The organism is Burkholderia sp. AU17457 (assembly GCF_002223255.1).
Lineage (GTDB): Bacteria > Pseudomonadota > Gammaproteobacteria > Burkholderiales > Burkholderiaceae > Burkholderia > Burkholderia sola.
This window is the reverse complement of record NZ_NKFB01000003.1, coordinates 179275-199953: the sequence shown is the minus strand read 5'-3', so window position 1 is coordinate 199953 and position 20679 is coordinate 179275. Positions and strand designations below refer to the sequence as shown.

Sequence of the window (20679 nt, the reverse complement as noted above, 5' to 3'; positions counted from 1 at the left end):
GGCAGGATGCAAACGAATCTCGCCGATTTCATCCGCAACACGCCCGACGGCGACGAGGCCGACGCGATCCTGCGCAAGTGCGTGCACTGCGGCTTCTGCACCGCGACCTGCCCGACCTATCAACTGCTCGGCGACGAACTCGACGGCCCGCGCGGACGCATCTACCTGATCAAGCAGATGGTCGAAGGCGCGGCCGTCACGCGCAGCACGCAACAGCACCTCGACCGCTGCCTCACGTGCCGCAGCTGCGAGACGACCTGCCCGTCCGGCGTCCAGTACGGCCGGCTCGTCGAAATCGGCCGCAAGCACGTCGAGGCGCAGGTGGAGCGCCCCGCGCAGCAGCGGCTGATGCGCCGCGTGCTCGCGAGCGTCGTGCCGAACGCCGCGCTGTTTTCGCCGGCGATGCGGCTCGGCCAGCACGTGCGGCCGCTGCTGCCGAAGCGGCTGCGCGACAAGGTGCCGCCGCGCACGCGGCTGCTCGAATGGCCGCATCGCACGCATACGCGCAAGATGCTGATGCTCGGCGGCTGCGTGCAGCCGTCGATGCTGCCGAACATCAACATCGCGACCGCGCGCGTGCTCGACGCGCTCGGCATCGAGACGGTCGTCGCGCCCGACGCGGGCTGCTGCGGCGCGATCCGGCTGCACCTGAACTATCACGACGAAGCGCTCGACGACGCACGCCGCAACATCGACGCGTGGTGGCCCCACGTCGAACAGGGCGTCGAGACGATCGTGATGAACGCGTCGGGCTGCGGCGCGACGGTGCTCGAATACGCGCACCTGCTGCGCGACGATCCGGCCTACGCGGAAAAGGCGCAGCGCATCGTGTCGCTCACGCGCGACATCTCGGACGTGCTGCTCGCGTTCGAGGCCGAACTCGCGACGATCGCGCGGCGCCGCGCGATCCATACGGTCGCGTACCACCCGCCGTGCACGCTGCAGCACGGCCAGCAGTCGCGCGGCAAGGTCGAGCGCCTGCTCGAGACGCTCGGCATCGACGTGCGGCTGCCGGCCGACAGCCACCTGTGCTGCGGCTCGGCCGGCACCTACTCGCTGACGCAACCCTCGCTGTCGTACCGGTTGCGCAAGCAGAAGCTGCTGAAGCTGCAGGCGCTCGAACCGCAGATGATCGTATCCGGCAACATCGGCTGCATCGCGCACCTGCAAAGCGGCACGCAGGTGCCGGTCGCCCACTGGATTCAGCTCGTCGAGCATTTGCTGTACGGCTAGGTCACGGCGCATCACGGGTGGGCGGGCGCACGCGCGGCGTCCGTATAATGAGCGGATCGATGCGCCGCGTGTCGCGGCGCATCGGCTTCATGTCCGCTTCCGTGCTGCCTCCGTGCCTGCTTTCGTGCCCGTCATGTCCGATCTCGCCGCCCGCCTCGACTCCGTTCACCGCCGCATCGCCGACGCCGCCCGCGCGGCCGGCCGCGATCCCGCCACCGTCTCGCTGCTCGCCGTGTCGAAGACGTTCCCGGCCGACGACGTGCGCGCCGCGCATGCGGCCGGGCAGCGCGCGTTCGGCGAAAACTACGTGCAGGAATCGATCGACAAGATCGACGCGCTCGCCGACCTGCGCGCGAGCCTCGAATGGCATTTCATCGGACCGCTGCAATCGAACAAGACGCGCCCCGTCGCCGAGCGCTTCGACTGGGTCCATTCGGTCGACCGGCTGAAGATCGCCCAGCGCCTGTCGGAACAGCGCCTCGCGCATCTGCCGCCGCTCAACGTGTGCGTGCAGGTGAACATCAGCGGCGAGGCGTCGAAGAGCGGCGTCGCGCCGGCCGACGTGGCCGAGGTCGCGCGCGCGGTCGCCGCGCTGCCGTCGCTGCGGCTGCGCGGCCTGATGGCGATTCCCGAACCGGCCGGCGACACCGACGCGCAACGCGCGCCGCATCGCGCGCTGCGCGCGTTGTTCGACGCGTTGCGCGCCGACGGCCTGCCGCTCGACACGCTGTCGATGGGCATGTCCGCCGATCTCGAAGCCGCGGTGCTCGAAGGCGCGACGATCGTGCGCGTCGGCACCGCGATCTTCGGCGCGCGCGATTACGCGCACTGACCGCCGCGCCCTTTTCCGCCTTTCCGTTCACTCACTCGCTCATTCCCGACATCATGAAAATCGCATTCATCGGCGGCGGCAACATGGCCGCGGCCCTGATCGGCGGCCTGATCAAGCGCGGCGTCGCCGCGGACGGCCTGTACGCCATCGACGTCAACGAAGACGTCCGCGCGCGCGCCGCGCAGCAGTTCGGCATCCGGACCGGCGCGGCCGTCGACGCGACGCTCGCCGATTACGACGCGATCGTGCTCGCGGTGAAGCCGCAGGTGCTGAACGACGTCGCGCAGGCGCTCGCGCCGCACCTGAAGTCGCAGCTCGTGATCAGCATCGCGGCCGGCATCCGCGGCGCGGATCTCGCCCGCTGGCTCGGCGGCTACGCGCGCGTCGTGCGCACGATGCCGAACACGCCCGCGCTGGTCGGCATGGGCGTGACGGGCCTGGCCGCGCTGCCGGGCGTCGACGCGGCCGGCCGCGAACTCGCGTCGAGCGTGCTCGGCGCGGTCGGCGAGATCGTGTGGTTCGACGACGAAGCGCGGCTCGACGCGGTCACCGCGATTTCGGGCAGCGGCCCCGCGTACGTGTTCTATTTCATCGAAGCGCTGCAGGAAGCCGCGCGCCGTCTCGGCATGAACGACGAGCAGGGCCGCGCGCTCGCGGTCGCGACGTTCACGGGGGCCGCGCAGCTCGCCGCGCAATCGGGCGAACCGGCGAGCGTGCTGCGCGAACGCGTGACGTCGAAGGGCGGCACGACCGCCGCCGCGCTCGCGGCGTTCGACGCGCAGGGCGTGAAGGAAGCGATCGTGCGCGGCGCGCTCGCGGCCGAAGCGCGTGCGAAGGAAATGGGCGACGAGCTCGGCCGCGCGTAAGCGCGACAGCGGCGCCGGTTTGGCCGGCTCCGGACGTAAAAAAAGCGACCGTCAGGTCGCTTTTTCGTTGGCGCCGCGCGAAAAGGCGCGCGCCGCGTCGTTCAGCTGCCGGCCAGCAGGTAATGCACGGCGATGCCCGCGAACAGCGCGCCGCCGAGCCAGTTGTTGTGGCGGAACGCCGCGAAGCACGGCATCCGTTCGCGATCCTTGATCAGCGTGTAGTGATACAGCGCGCAACCGACCGCCGCCGCCCAGCCCACCCAGTACGCGAGGCCGAAGCCGAGCGTCACGCCGACCCACACGTAGATGCCGAGCGTCGCCGCGTAGCACGCCATCACGGCCGCGACGTCGAAACGGCCGAACGTCAGCGCGGACGTGCGGATGCCGATCTTGATGTCGTCGTCGCGGTCGACCATCGCATATTCGGTGTCGTACGCGACCGACCAGAAGATGTTCGCGACCAGCATCACCCACGCCAGCACCGGCACCGTGTCCTGCACGGCCGCGAACGCCATCGGGATGCCGAAGCCGAACGCGATGCCGAGATACGCCTGAGGAATCGCGAAGAAGCGCTTCATGAACGGATAGGAGCCGGCGACGAACAGCGCGACGACCGACAATTCCTTCGTCAGCGTATTGAGCGGCAGGATCAGCAGGAATGCGATGAACGACAGCCCGACCGCGATCGCGACGGCTTCCCATGCGCGGATCTTGCCCGACGTCAGCGGCCGGTCGGCCGTGCGCTTCACGTGACGATCGAAATCGCGGTCGGCGTAATCGTTCATCGCGCAGCCGGCCGAGCGCATCAGCAGCGTGCCGAGCGTGAAGATTACGAGCAGCGGCCAGCGCGGGTGGCCGTCCGACGCGATCCACAGCGCGTTGAGCGTCGGCCACAGCAGCAGCAGGCTGCCGATCGGCTTGTCCATCCGGACGAGCCGCAGGTACAGGGGAAAGCGGGCAAGCATGGCGAAGCACCGGGAACGGAATCACGGCATTTTAGAGCCGACCGGTGCCCGGCGTCATGTCGGCGCGATCCGCGGCCGACGGTGGCGGCGGGCCGGCGGGCCGCCGCGGCCCGCTGCGCGCGGCCGCGCCGCAACGCACGTCAATCAGGGGCCAGATTCAACGCCGCCCCGGAGCGGGCCGGCTGCCGTCCCCGGCCGCGCCACGCTTACGCGAGCAGCGACCGCAGCATCCATGCGGTCTTTTCATGCGTCTGCAGGCGCTGCGTGAGCAGGTCGGCGGTCGGCTCGTCGCTCGCCGCGTCGGCGATCGGGAAGATGTCGCGCGCGGTGCGCACGACCGCCTCGTGCCCTTCGACGAGCTGGCGAATCATGTCCTCGGCGGCCGGCACGCCCTTCGCTTCCGGCACCGACGACAGTTTCGCGAATTCGGCGAACGTGCCGGGCGCGACAACGCCCAGCGTGCGAATGCGCTCGGCGACGGAATCGACCGCGAGCCACAGTTCGTTGTACTGCTCCTCGAACATCAGGTGCAGCGTGTTGAACATCGGTCCGGTCACGTTCCAGTGGAAATTGTGGGTCTTCAGGTACAGCGAAAACGTATCGGCGAGCAGGCGCGACAGGCCGTCCGCGATGTTCTTGCGATCCTTGTCGCTGATACCGATGTTGATCTGCGTGGCGTTGCCTTTCTTGGCCATCTTCGGGACTCCTCATTCGACATGTTGAACCGGCGAAAATGCGTCGAGCAATCCGCATGCCGCGTCACGCGGCATCCGTTCGCGACTCGTCATTCTAGCGTCGCGAACCGGTCGTCGCTGCGTTCAGCCGCCGGCGGCCGATACGATCGGCGCCAGTGCATGCAGCGCCTGCGAGACGAGCTCCGCCGCCCCGCCGACGACGATCGCGAAGCCGACGACGTGGCGCGCCAGCTCCACCGGCGAGCGCAGAATGGGCGACGCGGCCGCGCGCACGTTGAGCATCATTTGCGTCATGGTCGTCACTCCTTTGACAATACATCGTTCAGAGAAGAAACGGCCGGTCGCTGGACCGGCCGTTTCACGTTACTGCATTACTGCATTACTGCATTACCGCATTACTGCGTTGGTGCGCGACTGCATCAGCACGCGGCCGGGTTCATGCGAGGTCGAAGCGGTCGAGGTTCATCACCTTGTTCCAGGCCGCGACGAAATCGCGCGCGAACTTCTCCTTCGCATCCGCGCTGCCGTACACCTCGGCCAGCGCGCGCAACTGCGAGTGCGAACCGAAGATCAGGTCGACACGCGTGCCCGTCCACTTGAGCGCGCCCGTCGCGCGGTCGCGCCCTTCGAACACGTCGTTCGCGGCCGACACCGGCTTCCATTCCGTGCCCATGTCGAGCAGGTTCACGAAGAAGTCGTTCGTCAGCGTTCCCGGACGATCGGTGAACACGCCATGCTTCGCATCGCCGACATTCGCGCCGAGCACGCGCAGGCCGCCGACGAGCACCGTCATCTCCGGCGCGCTCAGCGTCAGCAGCTGGGCCTTGTCGACCAGCAGCGCCTCGGCCGGCGTCTTGTACGCGTGCTTCAGGTAGTTGCGGAACCCGTCCGCCACCGGCTCGAGCACGGCCATCGCGTCGACGTCGGTCTCTTCCTGCGACGCATCCGTGCGGCCCGGCGCGAACGGCACCGTGATCGCGACACCCGCGCTCTTCGCCGCCTGCTCGACGCCCGCCGCACCGGCCAGCACGATCAGGTCGGCCAGCGACACCTTCTTGCCGCCCGTCTGCGCATCGTTGAACGCCTTCTGCACGCCTTCGAGCGTTTCGAGCACCGCCGCGAGCGCCGCCGGCTGGTTCACTTCCCAGTCCTTCTGCGGCGCGAGGCGGATGCGCGCACCGTTCGCGCCGCCGCGCTTGTCCGAGCCGCGGAACGTCGCCGCCGACGCCCATGCGGTCGACACGAGCTGCGACACCGACAGGCCCGTGGCCAGCACCTTCGCCTTCAACGCGGCGACGTCGGCGTCGTCGATCAGCGGGTGATCGACGGCCGGGACCGGGTCCTGCCACAGCAGGTGTTCCGCCGGCACTTCCGGGCCGAGGTAACGGGAACGCGGGCCCATGTCGCGGTGCGTGAGCTTGAACCACGCGCGAGCGAACGCGTCGGCGAATTCGGCCGGGTTCTCGTAGAAGCGGCGCGAGATCTTTTCGTAGGCCGGATCGAAACGCAGCGACAAGTCGGTCGTCAGCATCGTCGGACGATGCTTCTTCGACGCGTCGTACGCATCGGGGATCACTTCGCCGGCATCCTTCGCGACCCACTGGTGCGCGCCGGCCGGGCTCTTCGTGAGCTCCCACTCGTAGCTGAACAGGTGCTTGAAGAAGTCGTTGCTCCACTGGGTCGGCGTCGACGTCCACGTGACTTCGAGGCCGCTCGTGATCGTGTCCTTGCCCTTGCCCGTGCCGAACGTGCTCTTCCAGCCGAGGCCCTGCTGCTCGATGCCCGCGGCTTCCGGCTCGGGGCCGACGTTCGACGCCGGGCCGGCGCCGTGCGTCTTGCCGAACGTGTGGCCGCCCGCGATCAGCGCGACCGTTTCCTCGTCGTTCATCGCCATCCGCGCGAACGTCTCGCGGATGTCGTGCGCGGCGGCGACCGGGTCGGGGTTGCCGTCCGGGCCTTCCGGGTTCACGTAGATCAGGCCCATCTGCACCGCGGCGAGCGGGCTTTCGAGCTCGCGCTTGCCCGTGTAGCGGCTGTTCGGGCCACCGCTCAGTTCCAGCCAGATCTTTTCCGAACCCCAGTAGACGTCGTCCGGTTCCCACGTATCGGCGCGGCCGCCCGCATAGCCGAACGTCTTGAAGCCCATCGATTCGAGCGCGACGTTGCCGGTCAGGATCAGCAGGTCGGCCCACGAGATGTTGCGGCCGTACTTCTGCTTGATCGGCCACAGCAGGCGGCGCGCCTTGTCGAGGCTCACGTTGTCCGGCCAGCTGTTGAGCGGCGCGAAGCGCTGCTGCCCGCCGCCCGCGCCGCCGCGGCCGTCGGCCGTGCGGTACGTGCCGGCGCTATGCCATGCCATGCGCACGAACAGGCCGCCGTAGTGGCCGAAGTCGGCCGGCCACCAGTCCTGCGATGCCGTCATCAGCGCGTGCAGGTCCTGCTTCACCGCGGCGAGATCCAGCTTCTTGAACGCTTCGGCGTAGTCGAAATCCGGGTCCATCGGATCGGACAGCGCCGAATGCCGATGCAGGACGTTGAGGTTCAGCTGATTCGGCCACCAGTCCTTGTTCGTCGTGCCGCTGCCTGCGGTGTGGTTGAACGGGCACTTCGTTTCGTTCGACATGCTTTTTCTCCTTGTCTTGCTCGTAGGCCCCCACGTGCCGGGCGCGGTTCGTGGAGCATTGCGGGGGATGAAACGGAACAGGCGGTTCCTCCTGTCGTACTACGGGATGTCGTGCGCGGCCTTCGACACGCGTTCCCGTTGCCACGCACCGCACGCGGGGCGCTCGCGGAAGCGGCTGCGGACACCCGTCGTGCCGGCGAGGCGGCCAGCTAGTCGGGTATCGGACATGCAATGCTCGCTCATCGCTCGACGGCGGGTGAATCGGGGGAACACAGGACCGGCGTGCGGCGGCACTCATCCGCCATACACACGGTCCGCCAGGTATGCGAACGCAATCGGGCGCAGGCTGCGAACCGCCGCCCTGGCGCGATGTACGACCGTGTCGCGCGACGGGGTGTTCCGCTGCGCGCGCTGCAATACCGACCGCATCATGACATCCTCCTTTGACGCTTGCATTCAACCTGCATCCCGCACGTCGGTGCGACGCCGATCCATGTAGAGGATTCTATCCATATCTATCAATTACTTGAATTTGATAAATTTCATCTATGCGATAGGGAAAAATAAACGGAGTCGTACGACCCCGTTCATCACGCTGCCACACCTGCATGCGCGAGCGCGTCAGTTCATCGTGGCCGGCATGTCGAGCTTCGCGACCCCCGGCAGCTCGCACGCGGCGATCGCGTCGCTGATCGCGTCGATCGCGGGCATCCGCGTGAAGCTCTTGCGCCACACGAGCACCACGCGGCGGTCGGGCACCGGTTCGTGGAACGGCACGTACGACAGAAGCTCGGCATCGGGGCCGTTCGCGCGCGGGCCGATCTCGGCGACCGACATCCGCGGCAGCACGGTGATGCCGACGCCGCTCGCGACCATGTGGCGAATGGTTTCGAGCGACGAGCCCTCGAAGGTCTTCTGGATGCCGTCGGCCGTCTGCGAGAAACGCATCAGTTCCGGGCACACGCCGAGCACGTGATCGCGGAAGCAGTGGCCGTTGCCGAGCAGCAGCATGGTTTCCTGCTTCAGGTCCTCGGCGTCGATTTCGTCGCGCTTCTCCCACGGATGGCCGGCCGGCAGCGCGACGACGAACGGCTCGTCGTACAGCGGCCGCACCATCAGGCCGGTTTCGGGGAACGGCAGCGCCATGATCGCCGCGTCGATCTCGCCCTGCTTCAGCAGTTCGAGCAGCTTCAGCGTGTAGTTCTCCTGCAGCATCAGCGGCATCTGCGGAACACGCTGGATCATCTGCTTGACGAGCGTCGGCAGCAGGTACGGCCCGATCGTGTAGATCACGCCGAGGCGGAACGGGCCGACGAGCGGGTCCTTGCCCTGCTTCGCGATCTCCTTGATCGCGAACGTCTGCTCGAGCACGCGCTGCGCCTGGGTGACGATCTGGTCGCCGATCGGCGTCACGCTCACTTCGCTCGCGCCGCGCTCGAAAATCTGCACGTTGAGCTCGTCTTCGAGCTTCTTGATCGCCACCGACAGCGTCGGCTGGCTCACGAAGCACGCTTCGGCCGCGCGGCCGAAATGCCGCTCGCGCGCGACCGCGACGATGTACTTCAATTCAGTCAGGGTCATTGTGGGTCAATCAGAAATATACAGGCGATAGGTTTAATTTATACACCCGTTTGCACCGGTTCGCCAAGTTTCTCTGCATCGCGATGCGTCGAGTGGCGGCGTTCGATCCGGCCCCAAAGTCGGTCGGTCAGGCCTTCAGGTACTGTTCGCGCGCGCCGAGCCAGCGCGCGAGATGCTGGGTGACGACCTCCGGATACGCGGCAATCAGCCGCGCCGCGGCCTCGCGGGCCGGATCGATCAGCCAGCCGTCGGTCTCGAGGTTCGCGAAGCGCAGCATCGCCGCGCCCGACTGGCGCGCGCCGAGGAATTCGCCGGGGCCACGGATTTCGAGGTCGCGCCGCGCGATCTCGAAGCCGTCGGTCGTCTCGCGCATCGTCTTCAGCCGTTCGCGACCGGCGATCGACAGCGGCCCGGTGTACAGCAGCACGCACACCGACGCCGCGGTGCCGCGCCCGACGCGGCCGCGCAACTGATGCAACTGCGCGAGGCCGAAACGCTCCGCGTGCTCGATCACCATCAGCGATGCGTTCGGCACGTCGACGCCGACCTCGATCACGGTCGTCGCGACCAGCAGCTGCACTTCGTTGCGCGTGAACGCATCCATCACGGCGGCCTTGTCGGCCGGCGACAGCCGGCCGTGCACGAGGCCGACCTTCAACTCGGGGAGCGCCGCGGCCAGCGTCTCGTAGGTTTCGACGGCCGTCTGCAGCTGCAGCGTCTCGCTCTCCTCGATCAGCGGGCACACCCAGTACACCTGGCGCCCGGTCAGCGCGGCCTCGCGCACGCGGGCGATCACCTCGTCGCGCCGCGCGTCGCCGACGAGGCGCGTCAGCACCGGCGTGCGACCGGGCGGCAGCTCGTCGATCGTCGACACCTCGAGATCCGCGTAATACGTCATCGCGAGCGTGCGCGGAATCGGCGTGGCCGACATCATCAGCTGGTGCGGCTGGAAGTCGCGCGCGCCGTTGGCCGCATTCGCGGCCTTCGCGCGCAGCGCGAGACGCTGCTCGACGCCGAAGCGGTGCTGTTCGTCGACGATCACGAGGCCGAGCCGCGCGAATTCGACCGTGTCCTGGATGATCGCGTGCGTGCCGATCACGAGCTGCGCGGTGCCGAGCGCGGCCGCCTCGATCGCCGCGCGTTTCTCCTTCGCCTTCAGGCTGCCCGCGAGCCACGCGACCGTGACGCCGAGCGGCTCGAGCCACGCGCGCAGCTTGCGCGCGTGCTGCTCCGCGAGGATTTCGGTCGGGGCCATCAGCGCGGCCTGGTAGCCGGCATCGATCGCCTGCGTGGCGGCCAGCGCCGCGACGACCGTCTTGCCGCTGCCGACGTCGCCCTGCAGCAGCCGCTGCATCGGGTGCGCGAGCGTGAGGTCGTGCGCGATCTCGTCGACGACGCGCGCCTGCGCGCCCGTCAGCGTGAACGGCAGCGCCGCGTAAAAGCGCGTGGTCAGCGCGTCGGCATCGGTCGCGGTGCGGCGCGGCATCGCGGGCGCGGCGCGCGTGCGGCGCTCCTCGTGCGCCCGCTTGAGCGACAGCTGTTGCGCGAGCAGTTCCTCGAACTTGATGCGCGTCCACGCGGGATGCGAGCCGTCCATCAGCGCCGCTTCGTCGGAATCGACGCCCGGGTGGTGCAGGATGCGCACGGCCTGCGCGAGGGTCGGCACGCCGAGCGGCTTCAGGTAATCGCGCTCGATCTCGGGCGGCAGCAGCTCGGGCAGCGGCGTGCGCTCGACCGCGTTCTCGATCGCCTTGCGCAGATACGCCTGCGACACGCCGGCCGTGCTCGGATAGACGGGCGTGAGCACCTGCGGCAGCGGCGCGTCGGCTTCGACGACGCGCACCGCCGGATGGACCATCTCCATCCCGAAGAAGCCGCCGCGCACGTCGCCGCGCACGCGCAGCCGCTGGCCGACGGCCATCTGCTTGACCTGCGACCCGTAGAAATTCAGGAAGCGCAGCACGAGCTGCTCGCCGTCGTCGTCCTGGATCTTCACGACGAGCTGGCGGCGCGGCCGGTACGCGACTTCGTTGTCGAACACGACGCCTTCGGTCTGCGCGATGCCGCCCGGCAGCAGCTCGCCGATCGGCGTGAGCGTGGTCTCGTCCTCGTAGCGCATCGGCAGATGCAGCACGAGATCGATCGAGCGCGTGAGGCCGAGCTTCGCGAGCTTGTCGGCGGTTTTCACAGGTTTCTCGGCGGCCGGCTTCTTCTTGCGCTTCGTGCCGGATGCGCCGGGCGCGCCAGCTTCGTCGCCGCCCGCGCCCGGTTCGACGTCGGGCGCGGCGGCCGCGGGCTGCGCGAGCCGGCCGTCAGCGCCACGCTTCGGCCCGGCGCGGCGCGCACCGGCGCCCGGTGCGGGAGGCGCGGGCGTGGCGGCATCGTCCGCGTCGAACGGATCGGCGGAATCGGCGACGGCAGCGGGGGAACGGCGTGGTGACACAGGCATCGGATCGTCTGGGTGCTTCGCAAGGCAAGTACAATAGCGGCTTTCACGTCGTCCGAACCAACGACGCCGGCCAGGCCGCGCATCCCGTCATCATAGCGGCTCGCGCGCCCCATTTACGCGTTTCCGCCCCGCCGGCGACGCCCGCCGGCCGCTTCGAACCAGCCCGCATGTTCACGCTTTCCGATTTCGATTTCAATCTGCCACCCGAGCTGATTGCACAAACCGCGCTGCCCGATCGCACCGCGAGCCGCCTGCTCGAGGTCGACGGCACCGTCGAACCCGCACGCCTCGTCGACCGCTGTTTCGCCGAATTGCCGTCGTGCATCGCGCCCGGCGACCTGCTCGTGTTCAACGATACCAAGGTGCTGAAGGCGCGCTTCTTCGGCCAGAAGGCCAGCGGCGGCAAGATCGAGGTGCTGATCGAGCGCGTGACCGGCACGCACACGGCGCTCGCGCAGATCCGCGCGAGCAAGTCGCCGGGCGCCGGCACGACGCTGCGTCTGGCCGACGCGTTCGACGTGACGGTCGGCGAGCGCGTCGAGCCGTTCTTCACGCTGCACTTCCCCGCGCCGTGCCTCGAGCTGATCGAGCAGCACGGCCGCCTGCCGCTGCCGCCGTATATCGAGCACGATCCCGACGCGACCGACGAAACGCGCTACCAGACCGTCTACGCGAGCAATCCGGGCGCGGTCGCCGCGCCGACGGCCGGGCTGCACTTCGACGAGCCGCTGCTGGAGAAGCTCGACGCGATGGGCGTCGAGCGCGCGACGCTCACGCTGCACGTCGGCGCCGGCACGTTCCAGCCGGTGCGCGTCGAGAACATCGCCGAGCACAAGATGCACAGCGAGTGGTACGACCTGCCGCAGTCGCTCGTCGACAGGATCGCCGCGACCCGCGCACGCGGCGGCAACGTGATCGCGGTCGGCACGACGTCGATGCGCGCGCTCGAAGCCGCCGCGCGCGCGGCCGACGAAGCGGGCCGCCCGCTCGCGGCCACGCAGGCCGAGACCGACATCTTCATCACGCCCGGCTACCGTTTCCGCGTGGTCGACCGGCTCGTCACGAATTTCCACTTGCCGAAATCGACGCTGCTGATGCTGGTGTCCGCGTTCGCGGGCGTCGAGACGATCCGCGCCGCGTACCGGCACGCGATCGAAGAACGCTATCGCTTCTTCAGCTACGGCGACGCGATGCTGCTCACGCGGCGCGACACGCCGGAGGCGCCGGGCGCGTAAGCGCGGCGGGCGCGATCACGCACCGGCCTGCGATTGCGCAGCAGCCGTTGCGCGCCGCGCGGTCGCGCCCAGCGCTGTCGCCCCGTTTTCCCGCCGTACGCGCTACGATGCGCGCACCCGCTTTTCCCCGCCGCCGGTTGCCCAGCGGCGTTTCCAACATGCGCCGAACTGTTCTTCGGTGGCAAGGAGAATGACACGATGACCGAAGGTTCATCCCACGATACGCACGCTCCCGTGCAGGACCGCCCGGCCAACGGGCTCGAATTCGAACTGCTGACGACCGACGGCCACGCGCGCCGCGGCCGCGTGAAGCTCAACCACGGCACGGTCGAGACGCCGATCTTCATGCCGGTCGGCACGTACGGCACCGTGAAGGCGATCCAGCCGCGCGAGCTGCACGAGATCAACGCCCAGATCATCCTCGGCAACACGTTTCACCTGTGGCTGCGCCCGGGCCTCGACACGATCGACGCGCACGGCGGCCTGCACGGCTTCATGGGCTGGAACAAGCCGATCCTGACCGACTCGGGCGGCTTCCAGGTGTTCTCGCTCGGCGATCTGCGCAAGATCACCGAGGACGGCGTCACGTTCGCGTCGCCGATCAACGGCGACAAGCTGTTCCTGTCGCCGGAAGTGTCGATGCAGATCCAGAAGGTGCTGAACTCCGACATCGTGATGCAGTTCGACGAATGCACGCCGTACGCGACCAACGGCGTGCCGACCACGCACAAGGAAGCGGCCGACTCGATGCGCATGTCGCTGCGCTGGGCGAAGCGCTCGCTCGACGAATTCGACCGGCTCGGCAACCCGAATGCGCTGTTCGGGATCGTCCAGGGCGGGATGTTCGAGGACCTGCGCGACGAATCGCTCGCGGGCCTTGCCGAACTGGGTTTCCACGGCCTCGCGATCGGCGGGCTGTCGGTCGGCGAGCCGAAGGAAGACATGATGCGCGTGCTGCGGCACGTCGGCCCGAAGCTGCCGGCCAACAAGCCGCACTACCTGATGGGCGTCGGCACGCCGGAGGACCTGGTCGAGGGCGTCGCGAACGGCATCGACATGTTCGACTGCGTGATGCCGACCCGCAACGCGCGCAACGGCTGGCTCTTCACGCGCTTCGGCGACGTGAAGATCCGCAACGCGACGCACAAGAACTCGCTGAAGCCGCTCGATGCGACCTGCACGTGCTACACGTGCCAGAACTTCTCGCGCGGCTACCTGCATCACCTGCACCGGGTCGGCGAGATCCTGGGCGCGCAGCTCAACACGATCCACAACCTGCACTACTACCTGCAGTTGATGAGCGAGATCCGCGACGCGATCGAAACGCATACGTTCGACGCATTCCGGCAGCGCTTCGCGGAGGATCGGGCCAGCGGGGTCGACTGACGGGCCGGTGGCCCGCCCGCTGTCCGCCACATAGGACGAGTACTAAATTGAGCCGCCCCGATACCGGTCGCGACCGCCAAACATTACAATTGCCTTTCCAAACAAGCCGCGACGGTATCGGATCCTGCTTTAACAGCTTGATCCGAAAGCGCATTTGCCGCGCCGTTTGCGCATGGGGCCGGTGGTAGAATAACCGGCTTATTTTTCGATCTTCCCCTACGGAGAGACCAACGTGCCGTTCATTTCCAATGCCTTCGCGCAAGGTGCCGGTGGCGCCGAATCGAGCCTGATGAGCTTCCTGCCGCTCATCCTGATGTTCGCGGTGCTGTACTTCATCATGATCCGTCCGCAGATGAAGCGCCAGAAGGAACACCGCAACATGCTCGCGGCCATGGCGAAGGGCGACGAAGTCGTCACGAGCGGCGGCCTCGTCGGCAAGGTGACGAAGGTCACCGAAGGCTACATCGGCGTCGAAATCGCCGAAGGCACCGAAATCACCGTGCAGAAGGCTGCCGTCACGACCATTCTGCCGAAGGGCACGATCAAGTCGCTGTAAGGCTTAACACCGAGCGTCCGGCTCCCCGCGCCGTGCCCGCCTGAGAGAGCGGGCCGCCGCGGCGCCGGACGCGACGCTTTCACGCCAACCACCCGTTCGGCCCCCTCATGAATCGTTACCCACTCTGGAAATATGTCGTGATGGTCGTGGCGCTCGCCATCGGCCTTCTGTACACATTGCCCAACTTCTTCGGCGAAGCGCCGGCGGTGCAGGTGTCGAGCGGCAAGGCCACGGTCAAGCTCGACTCGACCACGCTGACCCAGGTCGAATCGGCGCTCGCGTCCGCGCAGATCAAGCCGGACGACATCACCTTCGAGAACACGGCGACCGGCGCGAACATCCGCGTGCGCCTGAAGGACACCGATACGCAGCTGCGCGTCAAGGACCTGCTGCAGAAGTCGCTGAACACCGACCCGAACGATCCGCAGTACGTCGTCGCACTGAACCTGCAGAGCGCGTCGCCGCGCTGGCTGACCGCGCTGCACGCGCTGCCGATGTATCTCGGCCTCGACCTGCGCGGCGGTGTGCACTTCCTGCTCCAGGTCGACATGACGGGCGCGCTCACGAAGAAGCTCGACTCCGACGCGTCCGACGCGCGCACGCTGCTGCGCGACAAGAACATCCGCGACGGCGGCGTGAGCCGCGTCGAGCAGTCCGTGGTCGTCAACTTCAGCGATGCGCAGACGGCGGAAGACGCCCGCAAGGTGCTCGCCGCGTCGATCACCGAGCTGCAATGGGCGACCCAGCCCGGCGGCGGCGGCACGCAAGTCGTCGGCACCTTCACGCCGGCCGTGCAGAAGGCCGTCGAGGACGCCGCGCTCAAGCAGAACCTGACGACGCTCCACAACCGCGTGAACGAGCTCGGCGTGTCCGAGCCGATCCTGCAGCAGCAAGGCAGCGACCGCATCGTCGTCGAACTGCCGGGCGTGCAGGACACCGCGAAGGCGAAGGACATCATCGGCCGCACCGCAACGCTCGAGGCACGCCTCGCCGACCCGATCAACACGCACCCGAACCCGAACGACCCGGTGCCGCCGGGCGAGGAGCTGTTCACGCAAGGCAACCAGGCGCCCGTGCTGCTGAAGAAGGACGTGATCTTCACCGGCGACCGCATCATCGACGCATCGGCCGGCTTCGACGAACATCAGCGTCCGTCGGTCAACATCCGCCTCGATTCGGCGGGCGGCCGCGCGGTGCGCACGGTGTCGCGCGAGAACATCGGCAAGCCGATGGCGATGGTGCTGTTCGAGAAGGGCAAGGGCGAAGTGCTGACGGTCGCGACGATCCAGTCCGAACTCGGCGACCGCTTCCAGATCACGGGCCAGCCGACGCCGCAGGCCGCGGCCGATCTCGCGCTGCTGCTGCGCGCCGGGTCGCTCGCCGCGCCGATGGACATCATCGAGGAACGCACGATCGGCCCGAGCCTCGGCGCCGACAACATCAAGATGGGCATCCACTCGGTGATCTGGGGCTTCTGCGCGATCGCCGTGTTCATGATCGCGTACTACATGCTGTTCGGCGTGGTGTCGGTGATCGGCCTGTCGGTGAACCTGCTGCTGCTCGTCGCCGTGCTGTCGCTGATGCAGGCGACGCTGACGCTGCCCGGTATCGCGGCGATCGCGCTCGCGCTCGGCATGGCGATCGACTCGAACGTGCTGATCAACGAGCGCGTGCGTGAAGAACTGCGCGCCGGCCAGCCGCCGCAACTCGCGATCCAGGCCGGCTACGCGCATGCATGGGCGACGATTCTCGACTCGAACGTCACGACGCTGATCGCCGGCCTCGCGCTGCTCGCGTTCGGCTCGGGCCCGGTTCGCGCGTTCGCGATCGTGCACTGCCTCGGCATCCTGACGTCGATGTTCTCCGCGGTGTTCTTCTCGCGCGGGATCGTCAACCTCTGGTACGGCGGCCGCAAGAAACTGAAGTCGCTCGCGATCGGCCAGGTGTGGAAGCCGGAAGGCGCCGCCGCCGCGTCGTTCACCGACGCGGACGAATCGACCGACACCGCGCGCGCCGCGAAGCTCGCCGCCCCGGCGAAGGGCAACGCGCCGCGCGCCGGCAAGCCGCAGCTGCGCAACCGCGCGCAGCAACGCGTGTCGCCGAAGAAACCGGGCTCGACCCAATAAGGCCCCGGAGACGAAGCCATGGAATTTTTCCGCATCCGTAAAGACATTCCGTTCATGCGGCACGCGCTGGTGTTCAACGTGATCTCGCTGGTCACGTTCCTCGCCGCCGTGTTCTTCCTGTTCCACCGCGGGCTGCACCTGTCCGTCGAATTCACCGGCGGGACGGTGATCGAGGTGCAGTACCAGCAGGCCGCGGAGCTCGAGCCCGTGCGCGCGACGCTCGGCAAGCTCGGCTATGCCGACGCGCAGGTGCAGAACTTCGGCACGTCGCGCAACGTGCTGATCCGCCTGCAGCTGAAGGAAGGCCTCACGTCCGCGCAGCAGAGCGACCAGGTGATGGGCGCGCTCAAGGCGCAGAGCCCCGACGTCACGCTGCAGCGCGTCGAGTTCGTCGGCCCGCAGGTCGGCCGCGAGCTGGCGACCGACGGTCTGCTCGCGCTCGCGTGCGTCGTGATCGGCATCGTGATCTACCTGTCGTTCCGCTTCGAATGGAAGTACGCGGTGGCGGGCATCATCGCCAACCTGCACGACGTCGTGATCATTCTCGGCTTCTTCGCGTTCTTCCAGTGGGAGTTCTCGCTGGCGGTGCTCGCGGCGATCCTCGCGGTGCTCGGCTACTCGGTCAACGAGTCGGTCGTCATCTTCGACCGGATCCGCGAGACGTTCCGTCGCGAACGCAAGATGAGCGTGCAGGAAGTGATCAACCACGCGATCACGACCACGATGTCGCGCACGATCATCACGCACACGTCGACGGAAATGATGGTTCTGTCGATGTTCTTCTTCGGCGGCCCGACGCTGCACTACTTCGCGCTCGCGCTGACGGTCGGCATCATGTTCGGCATCTACTCGTCGGTGTTCGTCGCGGGCTCGCTCGCGATGTGGCTCGGCATCAAGCGCGAAGACCTGATCAAGGACAAGAAGACCGCGCACGATCCGGACGATCCGAACGCGGGCGCGCAGGTTTAAGCGCCGCGCCGTTTCGGCATCGCAGCAAAGCCGGCCCGTCTGGGCCGGCTTTTTTTATGTGCGGGCCGCCGCGGTACGGCACGCGGAAGACCCGGCCGAGCCGCCGCGGGGGCTACAATCGTCACCGCCCTGCCCCGTCGCATGCCGGCCGCGCGCCGGCCGGGCAACCCCCCACCATCCGTCCGAGCGTGCGGTCCCGATGATGCTTCCCATGCGTGTCGTTCGTCGCCTCGCCGCCTGTGCTGCCGCCGCAGCCGCATTCCCGTGTGCGTCGCCGGTCGGTGCGCAACCGGCATCCGCGCCGCCCGCCGCTTCGCTGCCTGCCGCTTCACCCGCCGCCCAACCGCCGTCGCCCTGCCCGCCCGACTGGGAGCGGCAACTCTGCGAACTGAAGGCGGCCGTCGAAGTGCTGAAGCGGCAACACCTGACCGACGTCGACATCGGCGCGCTGCTCGACGCCGCGACCCACGAAGGCATCAAGACGCTGCCGTACGCGCGCTTCTTCAACGAGAAGGAGGAGCACGAGCGGCGCGACGACGAGCGGCGCGCGCGTGACGGCACGCCGGGCATCGGCATCGTGTTCGAGACGCGGCCCGACGGGCTGCACATCATCGACGTGATGCCCGATGCGCCGGCCGAAAAGGCCGGTGTGCGGCCCGACGATCTCGTCGTCGCGATGAACGACAGGAGCGTCATCGGCCTCGACGGCGGCGAGCTGACGAAGCTCGCGAAGGGCGACGCGGGCGTGCCGCTGAAGCTCACGGTGCAGCGCGGCCCAACGCATGCGGTGCTGAGCTTCGCGCCCGTGCGCGCGATCGTCAAACCGCATCCGGCGACCGCGAAGCGGCTCGATGACGACGTCCTGTACACGCGGCTGTCGAGCTTTCCGGAGCCGGCGGTCGGCGACTATATCGACGCGGTACAGGCCGCGCGCCGCGCGGGGCCGCCGGTGAAGCAGATGATCCTCGACCTGCGCATCAACGGCGGCGGCGCGCTCAATGCGGCGATCGGCATCACCGCGCTGTTCGCGGGCCGCAACCGCACCGCGATGGTGACGGTCGAGCGCGACGGCACGCACCGCCGCCGCTACACGACCAACTGGCCCGACTACGAGCTGCCCGTCATGCACGGACAGGATCCGCTCGCGCCGCTGCAGACCGACGACTGGTGGCGCACCGTGCCGCTCGTCGTGCTCGTCGACGGACAAAGCGCGTCGGCCGCCGAAGCGACCGCGGCGGCGCTGAAGGATCTCGGCCGCGCGACGCTGCTCGGCATGCCGACCTACGGGAAAGGGCTCGCGCAGACGGGCGTCGACCTGATCGACGGCACGCGCCTGAATTTCACGTTCGCGCGCAACCTGCGGCCGAACGGCTGCCCGATGGACGGCTACGGCGTCGTGCCGGACTGGCTCGTGCCGCCGCGCCAAGATGCGGACGTCGACGGCGTGTTGCTGTGGTATCGCGAAGTCGATCTCGCCCGCGCGCCGTATGCGGACCGGCAAGCGCCCGATCCGTTCGCGCAGGTGCGCAAGGCGCGGCAGAAGCTGCGCGACGAGCGCATGCGCGCGAAGGTCGATACGGCAAGGAGCGCGGCGCTGCCGCAGCGCGCATTCGGCACAGCCGCCGACTGGCAGCTCCGGCAGGCGCTCAATGCGCTCGCTGGGCGCCCGGTGCAGACCATCGCCGCGGCGGCGCAATTGATGCCCGCGCAGCCGGTGTGCGAGCGCGGCGGCAACTGACGCGCCGCCCGCCCCTTTTCACCGAAACCCGAACCGCCGCCGCAGCACGACCAGCGCCGCGAGGCTCAGCACGGCCGCGAACATCAGGTAAAAGCTCGGCGCGGTCTTCATCCCCGTCTCGCGGATCAGCCACGCGATGATGAACGGCCCGAAGCCGCCGAAGATCGTCACCGCGACGTTATACGCGAGCGACATCCCGGTCGTGCGCGTCTGCACCGGAAACACTTCGGACAGGAGCCCCGGCAGCGCCGCGAAGTAGCCGGTCATCAGGAACGCGAGCAGCACCTGCAGCGCGATCAGCGTGCCGAAGCCCGGATGCGCGACGAGATACGCGAACGCCGGATAGATCAGCACGAGAATGCCGATGGCCGGCGCGATCATCACGCGCACGCGGCCGTAGCGATCCGACCAGTGGCCGACGAGAGGCGCAAACGCCATCTGGATCACGCCGACGACGAGAATCGCCGCAAAGGCGGCGGACGGCGCGAGGCCGAGCTGCTTCACGCCGTAGGTCGGCATGAACAGCACGAGATAGGTCGCGACGGTGCCGAGCACGACCACGCCCATCGCCGCGACGAGACGCGCCTTGTGCGACGCGAACGCATCGCGCAGCGGGTTCGCGGTGCCTTCGGCCGCGAGGAATTCGGGCGTCTCGTCGACCTTGGTGCGGATGTAGTACGCGACCGGCCCGAGCAGCAGCCCGAAGAAGAACGGCACGCGCCAGCCCCACGACGCCATCTGGTCGGCCGTGAGTTGCGCGTTCAGCACGGTGCCGAAGCCCGCGGCGAGCAGCGTCGTGAGCCCCTGGCTCGCGACCTGCCAGCTCGCGAAGAAGCCGCGCCGCCCCGGCACGTGCTCGGCGAGGAACGCGGTCGCGCTGCCGAACTCGCCGCCGGCCGAGAAGCCCTGCATCAGCCGCGCGGCGACGAGGATCACCGGCGCGGCGACGCCGATCGTCCCGTAGGTCGGCAGCACCGCGATGATCAGCGTGCCGGCCATCATCAGCAGGATCGACAGCGTGAGCGCGGCCTTGCGGCCCGCGCGGTCGGCATACGCGCCGAGCACGATCGCGCCGAGCGGCCGCATGAAGAACGACACGCCGAACGTGCCGAGCGTGAGCAGCAGCGACACAGTGTCGTTGCCGGCCGGGAAGAACAGCTTCGAGATCGTCACCGCGAAAAAGCCGTAGACGACGAGATCGAACCATTCGAGCGCGTTGCCGATCGACGCGGCGACCACCGCGCGCCACACGCGCGGCGACGAGGCAATGGAGCTGGACTGCGTGACGGCATGCATCGGCGATCTCCTTGTCGTTGTACGTTCTGTTCGGGGCGGCCACCGTCGCGCCGTCGGCCTGCCCGGCGCCGCAGGATTCGCATGGCCACATGCGGCGCTCGGGCGATTATAGGCGCGCAAAAAAAACCG

General features: G+C 68.2%; 17 protein-coding genes. 9 read left to right on the top strand and 8 right to left on the bottom strand.

The genetic code is table 11. The features are described 5' to 3' along the window. The first annotated feature begins 6 nt into the window (after window positions 1-6). From glcF to proC, 3 genes are all read left to right on the top strand, one after another. Window positions 7-1233, top strand: coding sequence for a glycolate oxidase subunit GlcF (glcF, locus tag CFB49_RS03260; RefSeq protein ID WP_089434570.1), 1227 nt, complete (start codon window positions 7-9; stop codon window positions 1231-1233). A gap of 133 nt (window positions 1234-1366) precedes the next feature. Next, a complete protein-coding gene (locus CFB49_RS03255) occupies window positions 1367-2065 on the top strand; it encodes a YggS family pyridoxal phosphate-dependent enzyme (protein WP_089490685.1) in 699 nt (232 codons plus the stop codon). Between the two features lie 53 nt (window positions 2066-2118). Beyond that, the gene (gene proC / locus CFB49_RS03250; RefSeq protein WP_089490684.1) at window positions 2119-2931 is read left to right on the top strand and encodes a pyrroline-5-carboxylate reductase; all 813 of its coding nucleotides are present in this window, start codon (window positions 2119-2121) and stop codon (window positions 2929-2931) included. A gap of 101 nt (window positions 2932-3032) precedes the next feature. Here the strand turns inward: proC and ubiA are convergent, their stop codons facing one another. The 7 genes from ubiA to recG form a co-directional block, all read right to left on the bottom strand. Then, a complete protein-coding gene (gene ubiA, locus CFB49_RS03245; protein ID WP_069616709.1) occupies window positions 3033-3896 on the bottom strand; it encodes a 4-hydroxybenzoate octaprenyltransferase in 864 nt (287 codons plus the stop codon). A gap of 206 nt (window positions 3897-4102) precedes the next feature. Then, window positions 4103-4591 (bottom strand): non-specific DNA-binding protein DpsA, encoded by a 489-nt coding sequence (gene dpsA / locus CFB49_RS03240; protein WP_069616710.1) that lies wholly within the window; start codon window positions 4589-4591, stop codon window positions 4103-4105. A gap of 123 nt (window positions 4592-4714) precedes the next feature. Further along, window positions 4715-4885 carry a hypothetical protein gene (locus CFB49_RS36200; protein ID WP_179234854.1) on the bottom strand — a complete coding sequence of 57 codons (171 nt, stop codon included), beginning with the start codon at window positions 4883-4885 and terminating at the stop codon, window positions 4715-4717. A 142-nt stretch (window positions 4886-5027) separates the two neighbouring features. Beyond that, entirely contained in the window at window positions 5028-7214 is a 2187-nt protein-coding gene (gene katG / locus CFB49_RS03235; RefSeq protein WP_089490683.1) for a catalase/peroxidase HPI, read from the bottom strand. Window positions 7215-7313: 99 nt separating this feature from the next. Further along, window positions 7314-7442 carry a hypothetical protein gene (locus CFB49_RS36650; RefSeq protein ID WP_256979895.1) on the bottom strand — a complete coding sequence of 43 codons (129 nt, stop codon included), beginning with the start codon at window positions 7440-7442 and terminating at the stop codon, window positions 7314-7316. 393 nt (window positions 7443-7835) lie between these two features. Continuing rightward, window positions 7836-8795, bottom strand: a complete 960-nt coding sequence (locus CFB49_RS03230) for a LysR substrate-binding domain-containing protein (RefSeq protein ID WP_069616712.1) — start codon at window positions 8793-8795, stop codon at window positions 7836-7838. Window positions 8796-8922: 127 nt separating this feature from the next. Next, complete coding sequence (gene recG, locus CFB49_RS03225) at window positions 8923-11244, bottom strand: ATP-dependent DNA helicase RecG (RefSeq protein ID WP_089434567.1); 2322 nt, start codon at window positions 11242-11244, stop codon at window positions 8923-8925. A gap of 167 nt (window positions 11245-11411) precedes the next feature. Here recG and queA point away from each other — a divergent pair, with 167 nt between their 5' ends. The 6 genes from queA (at window position 11412) to CFB49_RS03195 (ending at window position 19254) form a co-directional block, all read left to right on the top strand. Further along, complete coding sequence (gene queA / locus CFB49_RS03220; RefSeq protein ID WP_069616714.1) at window positions 11412-12479, top strand: tRNA preQ1(34) S-adenosylmethionine ribosyltransferase-isomerase QueA; 1068 nt, start codon at window positions 11412-11414, stop codon at window positions 12477-12479. Between the two features lie 198 nt (window positions 12480-12677). Then, window positions 12678-13865, top strand: a complete 1188-nt coding sequence (gene tgt, locus CFB49_RS03215; RefSeq protein WP_069616715.1) for a tRNA guanosine(34) transglycosylase Tgt — start codon at window positions 12678-12680, stop codon at window positions 13863-13865. Between the two features lie 232 nt (window positions 13866-14097). Then, entirely contained in the window at window positions 14098-14421 is a 324-nt protein-coding gene (yajC, locus tag CFB49_RS03210) for a preprotein translocase subunit YajC (RefSeq protein WP_006476868.1), read from the top strand. A gap of 107 nt (window positions 14422-14528) precedes the next feature. Continuing rightward, window positions 14529-16547, top strand: coding sequence for a protein translocase subunit SecD (gene secD, locus CFB49_RS03205; protein WP_069616716.1), 2019 nt, complete (start codon window positions 14529-14531; stop codon window positions 16545-16547). A gap of 18 nt (window positions 16548-16565) precedes the next feature. Next, window positions 16566-17516, top strand: coding sequence for a protein translocase subunit SecF (gene secF / locus CFB49_RS03200; protein WP_050011793.1), 951 nt, complete (start codon window positions 16566-16568; stop codon window positions 17514-17516). Between the two features lie 211 nt (window positions 17517-17727). After that, complete coding sequence (locus tag CFB49_RS03195; RefSeq protein WP_179234853.1) at window positions 17728-19254, top strand: S41 family peptidase; 1527 nt, start codon at window positions 17728-17730, stop codon at window positions 19252-19254. 18 nt (window positions 19255-19272) lie between these two features. Here CFB49_RS03195 and CFB49_RS03190 read toward each other — a convergent pair whose 3' ends face one another. Next, the gene (locus CFB49_RS03190) at window positions 19273-20550 is read right to left on the bottom strand and encodes an MFS transporter (RefSeq protein WP_089490682.1); all 1278 of its coding nucleotides are present in this window, start codon (window positions 20548-20550) and stop codon (window positions 19273-19275) included. Window positions 20551-20679 lie beyond the last annotated feature (129 nt).